The sequence below is a fragment of the Micrococcus sp. KT16 genome, from assembly GCF_003315015.1.
Lineage (GTDB): Bacteria > Actinomycetota > Actinomycetes > Actinomycetales > Micrococcaceae > Micrococcus > Micrococcus luteus.
The window spans coordinates 26602-40900 of sequence record NZ_QNRG01000016.1 but is presented as its reverse complement, the minus strand read 5'-3'; the positions used below and the strand labels follow the sequence as shown (position 1 = coordinate 40900).

The window sequence follows — 14299 nt, the reverse complement described above, 5'->3', positions numbered from 1 at the left end:
CAACTACCATCGGCCTCATACCTCCTGCGGGGACGCCCCGCCAACCTCGTTGGCACCGGCCCGAGTCAACAACGTCATGCCCTCCTACATCTAGGAAGCGGCGACGACGGCTCCCGTCTCGGCCACGACAGTGCGTGGAAGGCGCCCGTTTCCCGAACGAAAGTGCCGGGACACGCCGCCGTTTCCCGAACGAAAGCGGGGTGGGGCGGAATAGGTGCGGCGGGGCGTCCGTTGTGGTCGGCAGGACGATCGCCGGCGTGAACGCGTCGGCCCCGCTGACGAAAGGACCCACCGTGGCCACCCAGGACCTGACCCTCAAGGAGTTCGGCTCCACCGTCGCCGAGAACGACACCGTGCTCGTGGACTTCTGGGCCGGCTGGTGCGGCCCGTGCCGCCAGTTCGCCCCCGTGTTCGAGGCCGCCTCGGAGAAGCACGACGACGTCGTGTTCGCCAAGGTCGACACGGAGGACCAGCAGCAGCTGGCGGCGATGGCCGGCATCACCTCCATCCCCACGCTCATGGCCTTCCGCGGCGGCGTGCTCGTGTTCTCCCAGGCCGGCGCCCTGCCGGGCACCGCGCTCGAGCAGCTGCTCGACCAGGTCAAGGGCCTCGACATCGCGGAGGTCCGCCGCATGGCCGAGGAGCAGCAGGGCCAGCAGGGCGACGCCGAGCCGGGGCAGGACGACGCCGAGCCGGGGCAGGGCGAGGCCGAGCCGGGGCAGGACGCCGCCGAGCCGGGGCAGGACGAGGCCGTGCAGTCCACCGCCGCCCACCTCGACGACGTCAACGGCCGCTGACGGCCCGCGCGGCGTCGCCGCGCCGGCCGCTCACCGCGGGTCGAACGCCCCCTGCTGCCACTGCTCCACGAGCCACGGGCTGAACGCCCGGGGGACGGCGGCCAGGGCGGCGGCCAGATCGGCCGGCTCCACCCAGCACCACTCCGCGACCTCGTCCCGCTCCGGGGCGGGGTCGCCGTGCATCCGGGCCCGGAACACAGGGCAGATCTCGTGCTCCTCCATGCCGGAGGCGTCCGCTGCCCGGTAGCGGAAGTCGGGGAGCACCTCGACGACGTCGGACACCTCCACGCCCAGCTCCTGCGGGGCGCGGCGCAGCACGTCCTCCGCGGGGGACTCGCCGGGGCCGGGGTGCCCGCAGAACCCGTTGGTCCACACCCCGGGGAACGCCGCCTTGCCCAGCGCCCGGCGGGTGAGCAGGAACCGGTCGGCCTCGTCGTACACGTGACAGGAGAAGGCCAGGTGCAGGGGCGTGCCGCCGTCCTCGGTGCGGCGGTGGACCGTGGCCTTGGCCTCCGTGCCCACGGCCTCGCCCGCCGGGGACAGCAGGACCACGCGCTCGACGTCGTCGGGGCCTGCGACCGGGACGTCCGAGGCCGCCATCCACGGTCGGGCGACGGGGGAGGGGTGGTCGTGCGGGGAGGGCGTGGCCGGGGTCTGCATGCCCCTCAGTGTGGCAGGCGAGCCGGGCCGCCCATCAGATGTGGGCTACGTCACCTCAGCCCGATCCCGGCGGCCGGGCGTGGCTAGAGTGCTGAGGTCGGCGCCACACCCCGGCGCGTCCCACGTCACTCGAGGAGAGCACCCCATGGCCTTCGCCGCCCTGTCCCGTTCCGCCCGTCTTGCCGGCCTGTCCGCTGCCGCGCTGCTGGCCCTCACCGCGTGCGGCGGTCAGGACTCGTCCGACGCCGACGCGTCCGCCTCGACGACGGCGCCCGCCTCCGCGTCCGCGCAGGGTGCGGAGTCGTCGTCCGCCTCGGCGTCGTCGCTGTCCGCGGCCCCGGCCGACTACGAGGCCGGCACGTGCTTCACCGCCCCGCTCGGCGCCCGTGACCTGTCCTCCTTCGAGACCACCGACTGCGAGGGCGCCCACACCGCGGAGTACCTCTGGGCCGTGCCGGCCGTGGCCGAGGGTGAGGAGGCCGACCCGGCCGCCGCCCAGACCTGCACCGCCCAGGCCCAGCGCCTGAGCGAGGAGAAGGAGGACCAGCTGAACGGGGCCGTCCTGACCTCCTCCGAGCTGGGCAACTACGGCACCGACGAGAAGCACTGCGTCGTGTACGGGGTCTCCGGTGAGTGGGAGGGTCAGATCGTGGACCCGGAGATCACCCTGGAGACGGCGTCCGCCGACGCCTGATCCCGCCGGCGGCCCCGTGCGTCGTGAGATCGCGCCGCTCGGGACCGCCGCGGATGGACGCGGGACCGGCGCGGCCCGTAGTGTCTTCTGCGTCCAGAAGTTAGACGGTCGAACAGATGCGGCGGTCGGTGCCGCGTCGTGTCCGCCACCGAGGAGGCGCCATGGGTGAAGCGAGGACTGGCGGCGAGGCCGCGCTCTCCGGGGTGACCGCCGAGCTGGACGCCGCGCTCCGACATGCCGCGGCCCAGGCACCCGGATCCGCCGCCTTCGCCGAGCTGCTCGACTCGCTCCACGTCCATGTGGGCGCCGGCAAGCTCATCCGCCCCCGTCTCGTCGAGCTCGGCTGGCGCCTGGCGACCGCCGACCCGGTCCCTCCGTCCGGCCGCGCTGCCGTCGACCGACTCGGGGCCGCCTTCGAACTGCTGCACACCGCGCTGCTCGTCCACGACGACGTCATCGATCGGGACGTGCTGCGGCGCGGCCAACCCGCCGTGCACGCCTCCGCCCGGCACCGCCTCGAGGCCCGCGGGGTGCCCGCTGCGGACGCCGCCCACGCCGGGGTCGCCGTCGCCCTCATCGCGGGGGACGTCCTGCTCACCCAGGCGTTCCGGCTCGCCGCCACCTGTGCCGCCGACACCGCCCGTGCCGCCGAGGCCGCCGCCGTCGTCTTCGACGCCGCCGCCGTGACTGCCGCCGGCGAGCTCGAGGACGTGCTCCTGGGGCTGTCCCGCCACACCGGTGAGGAGCCCGATCCCGACCGCATCCTCGCCATGCAACGGCTCAAGACGGCGCACTACACGGTCGGCGCGCCCCTGCGCGCCGGCGCCCTCCTGGCCGGGGCGGATCCCGACCTCGCCCGGGCGATGGGCGAGGCCGGCGCCGACCTCGGCGCCGCCTACCAGGTGATCGACGACGTCCTCGGCGTGTTCGGCGATCCCGGGGAGACCGGCAAGTCCGCCGACGGCGACCTGCGCGAGGGCAAGGCCACCGTGCTCACCGCCCACGGCCGCCGCATCCCCGCCGTCCGCGCCCTGCTCGACGCGGGCCCGGCCACCCCCGCGGACATCGAGGCCGCCCGCCGCGCCCTCGAGGCGGCCGGTGCCCGGGAGCACGCCCTCGACGTCGCCGCCGAGCTCACCGTCCGCGCCCGCGAGCGCATCGCGGCCCTGCCCCTGGACGAGACGGTCCGGGCGGAGTTCGCCGACGCCTGCCACGCCGTGCTGACCCGGAGGTCCTGAGATGGCCGCGCCCGCCCCGATCCCTGCCGCGCTGTACACGCGGACGGCCCACGCCGCAGCGGCCCAGGTGATCCGCCGTTACTCCACGTCCTTCTCCTGGGCCTGCCGCACCCTGCCCCGGCAGGCACGCCAGGACGTGGCGACGATCTACGCCATGGTCCGCGTCGCCGACGAGGTGGTCGACGGCGTCGCGGTGGCCGCCGGGCTCGACGAGGCCGGGGTCCGCGCCGCCCTGGACGACTATGAGCGGGCATGTGAGGCCGCGATGGCGTCGGGCTTCGCCACCGACCCGGTCCTGCACGCCTTCGCCGACGTGGCCCGTCGCCACGGCATCACCCCGGAGCTGACCCGTCCCTTCTTCGCCTCCATGCGCGCGGACCTGGGGATCCGCGAGCACGGCGCCGAATCCCTGGACGCCTACATCCACGGCTCGGCCGAGGTGGTGGGACTGATGTGCCTGCAGGTCTTCCTCTCCCTCCCCGGCACGCGGGCCCGGACCCCGGGCCAGCGGCAGGAGCTGCGCGCGCAGGCCTCCCGGCTGGGGGCGGCGTTCCAGAAGGTCAACTTCCTCAGGGACCTGGCCGCGGACCACCACGAGCTGGGCCGCACCTACCTGCCCGGTGCCGCACCGGGCGTGCTCACCGAGGCCCGCAAGGCCGAGCTCGTGGCCGAGGTCCGCGCCGACCTCGACGCCGCCCTTCCCGGCATCCGTGCCCTGGACCCCGGGGCCGGGCGCGCCGTGGCCCTGGCGCACGGACTGTTCGCGGCCCTGGCGGACCGGATCGAGGCGACCCCGGCGGCCGAGCTGGCCCACCGCCGTGTCCGGGTGCCGGACCGCCAGAAGGCCCGGATCGCCGCCCGCGTCCTGGCACGGGGCCGCCGGGGAGGCCGCCGATGAGCGCCCGGGACACCGCTCTCGGCCCGCGCACCGTGGTGGTGGGCGGCGGGTTCGCCGGACTGGCCACGGCGGGCCTGCTGGCCCGCGACGGGCACCGGGTGACGCTGCTGGAGCGCGGCGCCGTCCTGGGCGGCCGTGCCGGACGCTGGTCCGAGGCGGGGTTCACCTTCGACACCGGGCCCTCCTGGTACCTGATGCCCGAGGTGATCGACCGCTGGTTCCGCCTCATGGGGACCTCCGCCGCCGAACGGCTGGACCTGCGCCGCCTGGACCCCGGCTACCGGGTGTACTTCGAGGGGCACCTCCAGGAGCCTCCCGTGGACGTGCGCACCGGCCACGCGGAGACGCTGTTCGAGTCCCTCGAGCCCGGCGCCGGGCGCCGGCTGCGGGCCTACCTCGACTCCGCGTCCCGGATCTACGGGCTCGCCAAGGACCACTTCCTCTACACGGACTTCCGCCGGCCGGCCGCCCTGGCCCACCCGGACGTCCTGCGCGCCCTGCCGGCCCTCGGGCCCCAGCTGCTGGGGGGCCTGCGCTCCCACGTGGCGGCCCGCTTCCAGGACCCCCGGCTGCGCCAGATCCTGGGCTACCCGGCGGTCTTCCTCGGCACGTCCCCCGATCGTGCCCCCGCCATGTACCACCTGATGTCCCATCTGGACCTCGCCGACGGCGTGCAGTACCCCCTCGGCGGGTTCGCGGCCCTCGTGGACGCCATGGCGGAGGTCGTGCGCGAGGCCGGCGTGGAGATCCGCACCGGGGTCGAGGCGACCGCCGTGGAGGTCGCGGACCGTCCCGCCCCCGCCGGCCGCCTCGGACGCCTGGCCGCCCGCCTGCCCAGGCCGGGAGCAGCCCGCGGGGACGAGGGCCGACGTCGCCGCCCGGGCCAGGCGACCGGCGTCGCCTGGCGGTCCGACGACGGCGCCGCGGGACGCCTCGACGCCGATGTGGTGGTGGCCGCCGCGGACCTGCACCACGTGCAGACCCGTCTGCTGCCTCCCGGCCGGCGCGTCGCGGAGTCCACGTGGGACCGGCGCGACCCCGGCCCCTCCGGCGTGCTCGTGTGCGTGGGCGTGCGCGGATCCCTGCCCCAGCTGGCCCACCACACCCTGCTGTTCACGGCGGACTGGGAGGACAACTTCGGGCGCATCGAACGGGGAGAGGACCTCGCCGCGGACACGTCGATCTACGTCTCGCGCACCTCCGCCACGGACCCGGGCGTGGCCCCGGAGGGCGACGAGAACCTCTTCATCCTCGTCCCGGCCCCCGCCGAACCGGGGTGGGGGCGCGGCGGCATCCGGGTCCGTGACGGCCAGGGCTGGCGGGTGGACCGCGCCGGGGACGCCCAGGTGGAGGCCGTGGCGGACCGGGCCCTCGACCAGCTGGCCCGATGGGCCGGGATCCCGGACCTGGCCGAGCGCATCGTGGTGCGGCGCACCTACGGGCCCGGTGACTTCGCCGCGGACGTGCACGCCTGGCGGGGTTCGCTGCTGGGCCCCGGGCACACGCTGGCGCAGTCGGCCATGTTCCGTCCCTCGGTGCGGGACGCGGACGTGGCCGGCCTGATGTACGCGGGCTCCTCGGTGCGCCCGGGCATCGGGGTGCCCATGTGCCTGATCTCCGCCGAAGTGGTCCGGGACGAACTGCGCCACGACGCGCGCAGGGCCCGGCCCGCGGGCCCCGGGGGGAGCGGCGCATGATCCGCACCCTCTTCTGGGCGTCCCGGCCGGTCAGCTGGGTGAACACGGCCTACCCGTTCGCCGCCGCCGCGATCCTGACCGGGGGGCTGCCCGCGTGGCTGGTGGTCCTGGGCGTCGTGTTCTTCCTCGTGCCCTACAACCTGGCCATGTACGGCATCAATGACGTGTTCGATTTCGCCTCGGACCTGCGCAACCCCCGCAAGGGGGGCGTGGAGGGCTCCGTGCTGGGCGACCCCGCGGTGCGCCGCCGGGTGCTGGCGTGGTCGGTGCTGCTGCCCGTGCCGTTCGTGGCCGTGCTCGCGGGCTGGTCCGCCGTGCGGGGCGAGTGGGCCGCCGTGCTGGTGCTGGCGGTGAGCCTGTTCGCGGTGGTGGCGTACTCCTGGGCGGGGCTGCGGTTCAAGGAGCGGCCCTTCCTGGACGCCGCGACCTCCGCCACCCACTTCGTCTCCCCCGCGGTCTACGGCCTCGTGCTCGCCGGGGCGACCCCCACGCCCGCCCTGGCGGCGCTGCTGGGGGCGTTCTTCCTGTGGGGCATGGCCTCGCAGATGTTCGGGGCGGTGCAGGACGTGGTGCCGGACCGGGAGGGGGGCCTGGCCTCGGTGGCCACCGTGCTGGGCGCTCGGCGCACCGTCCTGCTCGCCGCCGGCCTGTACGCGGCGGCGGGCCTGCTGCTGCTGGCCACCGACCCGCCGGGCCCGCTTGCGGCGCTGCTGGCCGTGCCCTACGTGGTGAACACCCTGCGCTTCCGCCGCGTCACGGACGCCACCTCGGGCGCGGCCCACCGCGGCTGGCAGCTGTTCCTCCCCCTGAACTACGTGACCGGCTTCCTCGTGACCCTGCTGCTGATCGGGTGGGCGCTGACCCGGGGGGCGGCGGCATGATCTACCTGCTGGCCCTGCTGGGTGTCATCGGCTGCATGCTGCTGGTGGACCGGCGCTTCGAGCTGTTCCTGTGGCATCGCCCGCTCCCGGCGCTGCTGGTGCTGGCCGCCGGGGTGGCCTACTTCTTCGCCTGGGACCTGTGGGGGATCGCCGAAGGCGTGTTCCTGCACCGGCAGTCGCCCTACATGACCGGGGTGATGCTCGCCCCCCAGCTGCCCCTGGAGGAGGGGTTCTTCCTGCTCTTCCTCAGCCAGATCACGATGGTGCTGTTCACCGGGGCGCTGCGCCTGCTGCGCGGCCGGCGAGGTGACGCCCGTGCCGCGACGCCGGCCGATCCGACCGACGGGGGCAGCCGGTGACCTTCCTCGACCTCGTCCTCGTCTTCGTGGGCTTCGCCCTGGCCGTGCTCGTGGGCGCCGCCCTCGTCGGCCGCGTGCGGGGCGAGCACCTGCGGGCCGTGGCGGCCACCCTGGTGGCCCTGTGGGCCCTCACGGCGGTCTTCGACAACGTGATGATCGCCGCGGGGCTCTTCGACTACGGCCGTGAGCTGCTGGTGGGTGCCTACGTGGGCCAGGCGCCCGTGGAGGACTTCGCCTACCCGCTCGGCTCCGCCCTGCTGCTGCCGGCGCTCTGGCTGCTGCTGACGAGCCGTGGTCGTGCCGGTCGGCGCGGCCCTCGGCCGGGACGCCGCCCCCACCCGGACGATCGCTGACATGCTGCCGCTGATCCCCGCAGACCTGCTGCGCGCGCTCGGCCTGATCCTCGTCCCGGTCGCGGCGGTGCACGCCGGATGGCCGTCCGCGGCGGCGATGCTGCTCGTGTTCGGCTCCCAGTGGCTCACCCGCTGGCTCGCCCCGGGCGGTGCCCTGGACTGGGCCGCGCAGGCGGTCCTGCTGCTGGCCGGGTGGCTGAGCGTCATCGGCCTCTACCCACGGGTGCCGTGGCTGGACCTGCTCGTGCACGCCGCCGCCTCCGCCGTGGTCGCCTGCCTGACGGCACTGGTGGTGGGGGCATGGCTCCGGCGTCGGGGGACCGAGGCCGGGCAGACCGTGGCGCTGCTCGGCCCGGGCCTGGCCGGGCTGGGGATCGCGGCCGCCGCCGTGGCCCTGGGCGTGGTGTGGGAGCTGGCCGAATGGTGGGGGCACACGGCGGTGACCCCCGAGATCGGTGTGGGCTACACGGACACCATCGGCGACCTCGCCGCCGATCTCGTCGGCGCCGGGATCGGCGCCGCCCTCGCCGTGCGCCGGGAGCGCACCCGGTGACCCCGGCCCGCCCCACGGTCTCCGTGGTCGTCCCGGTGCTCGACGACGCCGAGCACCTGCGCGTGTGCCTCGCCCTGCTGGCCGCCCAGAGCCGGCCGGCGCTGGAGGTGGTGGTGGTGGACAACGGCTGCGTGGACGACTCGGCGGTGCTCGCCCGCGCCGCCGGCGCGCGGGTGGTGCACGAGCCGCGCCGCGGGGTCCCGGCCGCGGCGGCCGCCGGCCTGGACGCCGCGGTCGGGGAGCTGCTGGTGCGCTGCGACGCCGACACGCGGATGCCCGCGGACTGGCTCGAACGGATCGTGGCCCGGTTCGACGCCGACCCCGGGCTCGACGCCCTCACCGGGCCGGGGACCTTCCACGACCAGCCCGGCCTCCGGGGACAGGTGCGGGCGGCGCTCTACACCGGCGCGTACCGCTGGGGGGCGGGCGCCGCGGTGGCGGCCACCCCCGTCTGGGGCTCCAACTGCGCCCTGCGCGCCGAGGCGTGGCAGGCTGTGCGGACCCGCGTCCACCGCGAGCGCGGGGACGTGCACGATGACCTGGACCTGTCCTTCCAGCTGGCCTTGGCCGGCCGCCGGATCCGGTTCGATCCGGACCTGCGGGTGGAGGTCGCCGGGCGCATCTTCCACTCCCTGCGCCAGCGGGTGCGGCAGGGCCGGATGGCGGTCACCACCCTGCAGGTCAACTGGGCCCGGCTGTCCCCCGGGCGGCGGTGGCTGCGCCGGGCGGCCCGGTCACGCCCCCGGCCCCACTGGGGGCGTGGCCCCGACGGTCAGTCCCGCGACTGAGCCCCGCCGGCGCCGCGGGCTCGCCTGTCCAACGGGTTGCGACGCAGGGGCAGCCGGTCCACCAGCGGCCGCAGCAGGCCGCGGGTGCGGGGACGCTCGCCGCCGTCGTGCCGGCGCCTGGCCTCGGCCAGGATGTTCGCGGCCATCTCCGGGAACACCACGGCGTGGAAGGGCAGGATGGCGGTCCAGTAGGCGCGTCCGAGCAGGCCGTCCGGCATGAAGACCGCCCGCTGGCGGTAGACGGAGCCTCCGCCCTCCCGCGGCTCGGTGCTCAGCTGCAGCCAGGCCCGCCCGCCGGCCTTCATCTCCGCCCGCAGGGTCAGCCGCCGCCCCGGCTCCACGTCCTCCACCCGCCACCAGTCCACGGCGTCGCCGCGTCGCAGGTGGTTCGGGTCCCGCCGGCCGCGGGTCAGGCCGGGCCCGCCGGCCAACTTGTCCATCAGCCCGCGGATCTTCCACAGCAGCGGGGTCGAATACCAACCGTTGGCGCCGCCCACCGACTCGATCACCGGCCACACCTCCTGCGCGGGCAGGTCGGACTCGCGCTCGCGCTCGTCCGTGTAGACCGTGGTGCCGGCCCACTCGGGATCCGAGGGCAGGGGGGCGGCCGGGTCCGCGGAGCTCTGGAGGTCCGCGTCGAAGGTGACGTCCAGGGGGCCCTCCTTCTCCCGCTTCAGCGCCAGCCGCACGGCGTCCATGTAGGAGGTCAGCCCGCCCGGCGGGTCCGGGATGAGGTCGCGGACCGAGCGGTCCTCCACGACCGCCTCCTCGGCGAGGGATGCGGCCAGGGGCAGGGCCACCGCGACCGGGATGGGGGTCACCATGCCGATCCAGAAGCCCGCCAGGGTCTTCAAGGGCAACGGGGTGGGGATCACGATGCGCCGGGACAGGCCGGCGGCCTTGGCGTAGTCCACCAGCACGCTCGCGAACGGCTGGGGGTGCCCGTTGCCGATCTGGGCCCGCAGCTGCACGGGCTCCGGGAGGGCGCAGGCCTGCAGGAGGTAGTACAGGACGTCGCGGATGGCCAGCGGCTCCACCCGGTTCCTCAGCCAGGACGGGCCGGGCATCACGGGCAGCCGCTCGGCGAGGTGGCGGATCATCTCGAACGAGGTGGAGCCCGAGCCGATGATCACCCCGGCCTCGAACGTCAGTGCCGGGGTCGCCGCCCGCTCGAGACGCTCGGCCACGAGGGCGCGGGAGCGCATGTGGTCGGACAGCTCCGCGACGGGGACCGTGTCCGGGTGCAGGCCGGAGAGATAGACGAGCTGGGCCACGCCGGCCGTGTCCGCGGCGGTGCCCACGATGTCCGCGATCCGCTGCTCCTGGGCCACGAAGTCGCCGCCCCCGCCCATGGAGTGCACGAGGTAGAGCACGGTGTGCACGTCCTGCATGGCGGCTTCGACGAGGTCCGCCTCGGTGAGGTCGAGCTCCACCGCCTCGATGCTGTCCGACCACGGTCGGTCCGCGAGGTCGGAGGGGTTCCGGGCGCCGGCCCGGACGTCGAAGCCGGCGGCGAGCAGCTCGGGGATGAGGCGCCCGCCCACGTAACCGGTGGCACCGGTGACGAGGACGCGACGGCCCCGGCCGTCCGGCAGGGACAGGCCGAGGGGGGAGGTGTGGGACGCCGGCGTGGCACCGGCGGGGACGGGGGAGGGCTGTGTGGACGCCATGGGCGCACTCTAGGGTCCGGGGCGGGTCGGGCTGAAGGTCTCAGGTGTGCGGACCCGGGGCCCGTGAGTGGGCACGCCGCCGGACCTGCGTCGGTCGGAGCGGGCCCGGCACGGTCCGTGAAAGACTGCTCGCTATGGCCACTGCAGATTCCGGAGACGTCCTGCCGCACCTGCGCACCGAGGCCATCCGCGCCGTCGTCGGGCCCACCAGTGCGGACCGCGGCTTCGCCGTGGCCGCGTCGGGTGCCGTGGGGCGCCTGCGCTATGACGCCGCCACCGGCCGTCTGAGCGCCTCCGTCCAGGGCACCGCGCCCAGCCCCTACCGGGTGCAGGTGCAGCTGCAGGAGGCCTACGACGACGCCGCCGAGGACGGCGCCGGCGCCCTCATGGAGCCGGTGGGCGGGCGCTGCACGTGCCCGGTCGGGACGGACTGCAAGCACGTGGCCGCCGCGCTCTACCAGGTGGTCCGCCTCGACGCCGACCAGGCCCTCGACGACGCCCGCCGCAAGCTCGCCGAGATGGTCACCACGGCGGACGCGCTGCCCGCGCCCGCCGGCCGGGGCCACGACGGCGGCGGCCCGGCCGGCCTCGACGCCCCGGCCGCGGACGGGGCGGCGCCCCCACCCGCTGCCGGCCTGGACTGGCGACGGGTCATGGAGCCGCTGGCCGGGCTCGACGGTCCGCGCCGGCTGGGCACGCCGCCCGCGCTGGCGATCGGCGTGGAGCTCGTGGCCGAGTCCTCCCGCAACGCGTTCCAGCAGTGGGGCCCGGCGACGGCCGGGGAGGAGCAGGTGCGCGAGGGCCGCCCGCTGTACGTGACCGTGCGCCCGCTCAAGCGCGGGGCCAAGGGGACGTGGATCAAGGGCGGGCTGACGTGGAAGGCGTTCCAGTTCCCGCGCGCCGAGTTCGCCCCCGCCCAGGAGCGGGCGATGCGCCTGATCTGGCGTCAGGTCCAGGCCGAGGACTCCTACCCGGGCGACGCCTGGTTCGGTCTGCACGTCTTCGACTCCCCGCGGATCTGGCAGCTGCTCGCGGAGGCCCGCGAGGTCGGGGTGGAGCTCGTGCCGCTGGGGCTGCTGACGGACGTGGTGCTGGAGGCGCCCGCCGCCGTCGGGCTGGACGTCACCGGCGCCCCCGACGGCGGCCTGGACGTGGCCCCGGCCCTGGACCCGGCCCCGCCCGTCCCCGGGCTGAGCGGTGTGCACGCCGTGGGCGGCATCGGCTTCTACCGCGTGGAGCTCACGGACGAGGAGGCCGTGCTCCACCTGATCCCCGCCGAACGCCCCGTCCCCGAGGCCGTGCAGCAGCTCGTGCTCGCCGGCGGGCCCGTGCGGGTGCCCGCCGCGGACCGCGAGGAGTTCCTCGGCCGGATCTACCCGCGGCTGCGTGGCGCCCTGCCCGTGACCAGCGGCGACGCCTCCGTGGAGCTGCCCGAGTTCGAGCCGCCCGTGCTGCGGCTGCGCGCCGACTTCCGGCCCGGCCACGAGCTCGTGCTGCGCTGGTCCTGGCTCTACTTCGACCCGCCCCGCGAACTCGGCCTCGACGCCGGCGGCGACCCCCTGCGGGACACCCGGCACGAGGACGCGGTGCTGCGCGCCGTGGCCGAGCTCTGGCCGCGCGCCGGCCGTGCGGAGGAGCAGGTCCTCGAGGGCGTGGGCGCCGCCCGGTTCTCCGAGCAGGTGCTGCCGCTGCTGCAGCGCGCCGAACACGTGCGCGTGGACGTCACCGGCGACCGCCCCGACTACCGCGAACTGAAGGCCGCCCCGCGCATCGAGGTCGGCACGAAGGCCACGCAGAACGACTGGTTCGACCTGGGCGTGCAGGTCTCCGTGGACGGGCACGTGCTGCCGTTCGTGGAGCTGTTCACCGCGCTCGTGCAGGGCAGGACCACGCTGATCCTCTCGGACGGCTCCTACCTGGGCCTCGATCACCCCGCCTTCGACCGGTTGCGCGCCCTGCTCTCCGAGGCCGCCACCCTGCAGGAGTGGACCCCGGAGCACACCCCCGTCTCACGGCACCAGGTCGGCTTCTGGGAGGACCTCAAGGAGCTCGCGGACGAGGTGGACGAGGACCCGGAGTGGACCGCCGCCGTCGGGCGTCTGGCCGCCGTCGAGCGCCTCCCCGAGGCCCCGCGCCCCGCCGGCCTGAAGGCCGACCTGCGCCCCTACCAGGAGGAGGGCCTGCGCTGGCTCGCGTTCCTGTGGGAGCAGGACCTCGGCGGGATCCTGGCCGACGACATGGGCCTGGGCAAGACCGTCCAGACCCTCGCGCTCTTCGCCCACGCACGCCAGGCCCGGCCCGAGCGGCCGCCGTTCCTCGTGGTCGCGCCGAGCTCCGTGGTGTCCGTGTGGGCGGCCGAGGCCGAGAAGTTCACCCCGGACCTCGACGTGCGCGTCCTGGACACCACCACCCGCAAGCGCGGCACCGCCGTGGCGGACGAGGTGGCGGGGGCGGACGTGGTGGTCACCAGCTACACGCTCCTGAGGATCGACGCCGGCCAGTACGGCGGACTCGATTGGGGCGGGGTGGTCTTCGACGAGGCCCAGTTCCTGAAGAACCGCGCCGCGAAGGTGCACACGGTGGCCCGCGACCTGCGCGCCCCCTTCCGGCTGGCCATCACCGGCACGCCGATGGAGAACTCCCTCAGCGACCTGTGGGCGCTGCTGGGCGTCGTCGTGCCGGGCCTGTTCCCGAGCCACCGCCGGTTCCGCGAGACCTACGTGACCCCCATCGAGACCGGGGAGGACCCCGAGCGGATGGCGGCCCTGCGCCGCCGCGTGCGCCCGTTCATGCTGCGCCGCTCCAAGGAGCTCGTGGCGAAGGACCTGCCGCCCAAGCAGGAGCAGATCCTCCAGGTGGAGCTCGAGCCGGCCCACCGCAAGCTCTACGACCGCGTGCTCCAGCGCGAGCGCCGCAAGGTGTTGGGGCTGCTCGGGGACATGGACGGCAACCGGTTCACCATCTTCAAGTCGCTCACGCTGCTGCGGATGCTGGCGCTGGCGCCGCAGATCGTGGACGACCAGTACGCCTCCGTGCCCAGCTCCAAGCTCGAGCGGTTCCTCGACGACCTCACCGAGGTGATCGGCGAGGGGCACCGCGTGATCGTGTTCAGCCAGTTCACGAGCTTCCTGCGGGTGATCGCCGAGGAGCTGGACCACCTGGAGATCGAGCACGCGTACCTCGATGGCTCGACGCGCGGGCGCGCCGACGTGATCCGCGGCTTCCGCGAGGGCGAGGCGCCGGTGTTCCTGATCTCCCTGAAGGCGGGCGGCTTCGGCCTGACCCTGACCGAGGCGGACTACGTGTTCCTCATGGATCCGTGGTGGAACCCCGCCGCGGAGGCGCAGGCCGTGGACCGGGCGCACCGGATCGGGCAGGAGCGGACCGTGATGGTCTACCGGCTCGTGTCCGAGGGGACGATCGAGGAGAAGGTGCTCGAGCTGCAGCGGCGCAAGGCCGAGCTGTTCGGCGCGCTCATGGACGAGTCCGACGACTCCGGCGCCGGCGCCTTCACCGACTCCCTCACCGCCGAGGACATCCGGGAGATGCTCGGCGCCGAGGAGTGAGGGCCGCGCGAGGCGTACCGGACGTTTTCGTTCGGGAAACGGCGGCGTGTCGCGACGTTTTCGTTCGGGAAACGGCGGCCCGCCCGCCCGTTTCGTCAACGAAAGTCGTCCCCGGGGCGCCGTTTCCCGAACGAAAGCGGGGGGT

General features: G+C 75.1%; 13 protein-coding genes. 11 read left to right on the top strand and 2 right to left on the bottom strand.

Going from position 1 to position 14299, the window contains the following annotated elements; all coding sequences use genetic code 11:
- Positions 1 to 293 precede the first annotated feature (293 nt).
- The gene (gene trxA / locus DE149_RS10560; protein ID WP_158530790.1) at positions 294 to 797 is read left to right on the top strand and encodes a thioredoxin; all 504 of its coding nucleotides are present in this window, start codon (positions 294 to 296) and stop codon (positions 795 to 797) included.
- A 30-nt stretch (positions 798 to 827) separates the two neighbouring features.
- Here the strand turns inward: trxA and idi are convergent, their stop codons facing one another.
- Positions 828 to 1457, bottom strand: a complete 630-nt coding sequence (gene idi, locus DE149_RS10555; protein WP_113914448.1) for an isopentenyl-diphosphate Delta-isomerase — start codon at positions 1455 to 1457, stop codon at positions 828 to 830.
- A 145-nt stretch (positions 1458 to 1602) separates the two neighbouring features.
- Here idi and DE149_RS10550 point away from each other — a divergent pair, with 145 nt between their 5' ends.
- From DE149_RS10550 to crtX, 9 genes are all read left to right on the top strand, one after another.
- The gene (locus DE149_RS10550; RefSeq protein WP_020626537.1) at positions 1603 to 2151 is read left to right on the top strand and encodes a hypothetical protein; all 549 of its coding nucleotides are present in this window, start codon (positions 1603 to 1605) and stop codon (positions 2149 to 2151) included.
- A gap of 161 nt (positions 2152 to 2312) precedes the next feature.
- The gene (locus tag DE149_RS10545; protein WP_010079993.1) at positions 2313 to 3389 is read left to right on the top strand and encodes a polyprenyl synthetase family protein; all 1077 of its coding nucleotides are present in this window, start codon (positions 2313 to 2315) and stop codon (positions 3387 to 3389) included.
- Between the two features lies 1 nt (position 3390).
- Positions 3391 to 4287 carry a squalene/phytoene synthase family protein gene (locus DE149_RS10540; RefSeq protein ID WP_113914447.1) on the top strand — a complete coding sequence of 299 codons (897 nt, stop codon included), beginning with the start codon at positions 3391 to 3393 and terminating at the stop codon, positions 4285 to 4287.
- Complete coding sequence (gene crtI, locus DE149_RS10535) at positions 4284 to 5984, top strand: phytoene desaturase family protein (RefSeq protein WP_113914446.1); 1701 nt, start codon at positions 4284 to 4286, stop codon at positions 5982 to 5984. The genes DE149_RS10540 and crtI overlap by 4 nt, the downstream gene beginning before the upstream one ends.
- Entirely contained in the window at positions 5981 to 6865 is an 885-nt protein-coding gene (locus DE149_RS10530; protein ID WP_036384345.1) for a prenyltransferase, read from the top strand. The genes crtI and DE149_RS10530 overlap by 4 nt, the downstream gene beginning before the upstream one ends.
- A complete protein-coding gene (crtYg, locus tag DE149_RS10525) occupies positions 6835 to 7224 on the top strand; it encodes a C50 carotenoid gamma-cyclase subunit alpha CrtYg (protein WP_036314902.1) in 390 nt (129 codons plus the stop codon). Before DE149_RS10530 ends, crtYg begins: the two co-directional genes overlap by 31 nt.
- Complete coding sequence (gene crtYh / locus DE149_RS10520) at positions 7221 to 7577, top strand: C50 carotenoid gamma-cyclase subunit beta CrtYh (protein ID WP_036384348.1); 357 nt, start codon at positions 7221 to 7223, stop codon at positions 7575 to 7577. Before crtYg ends, crtYh begins: the two co-directional genes overlap by 4 nt.
- A gap of 1 nt (position 7578) precedes the next feature.
- Complete coding sequence (locus DE149_RS10515) at positions 7579 to 8130, top strand: hypothetical protein (RefSeq protein WP_180949560.1); 552 nt, start codon at positions 7579 to 7581, stop codon at positions 8128 to 8130.
- A complete protein-coding gene (gene crtX / locus DE149_RS10510; RefSeq protein WP_036384352.1) occupies positions 8127 to 8918 on the top strand; it encodes a C50 carotenoid glucosyltransferase CrtX in 792 nt (263 codons plus the stop codon). Before DE149_RS10515 ends, crtX begins: the two co-directional genes overlap by 4 nt.
- Here the strand turns inward: crtX and DE149_RS10505 are convergent.
- Positions 8903 to 10588: an SDR family oxidoreductase gene (locus DE149_RS10505; protein WP_044659278.1), complete on the bottom strand. Its 1686-nt coding sequence runs from the start codon at positions 10586 to 10588 to the stop codon at positions 8903 to 8905. The genes crtX and DE149_RS10505 overlap by 16 nt on opposite strands.
- Positions 10589 to 10722: 134 nt before the next feature.
- Here DE149_RS10505 and DE149_RS10500 point away from each other — a divergent pair, with 134 nt between their 5' ends.
- Entirely contained in the window at positions 10723 to 14154 is a 3432-nt protein-coding gene (locus DE149_RS10500) for an SNF2-related protein (RefSeq protein WP_113914445.1), read from the top strand.
- Positions 14155 to 14299 lie beyond the last annotated feature (145 nt).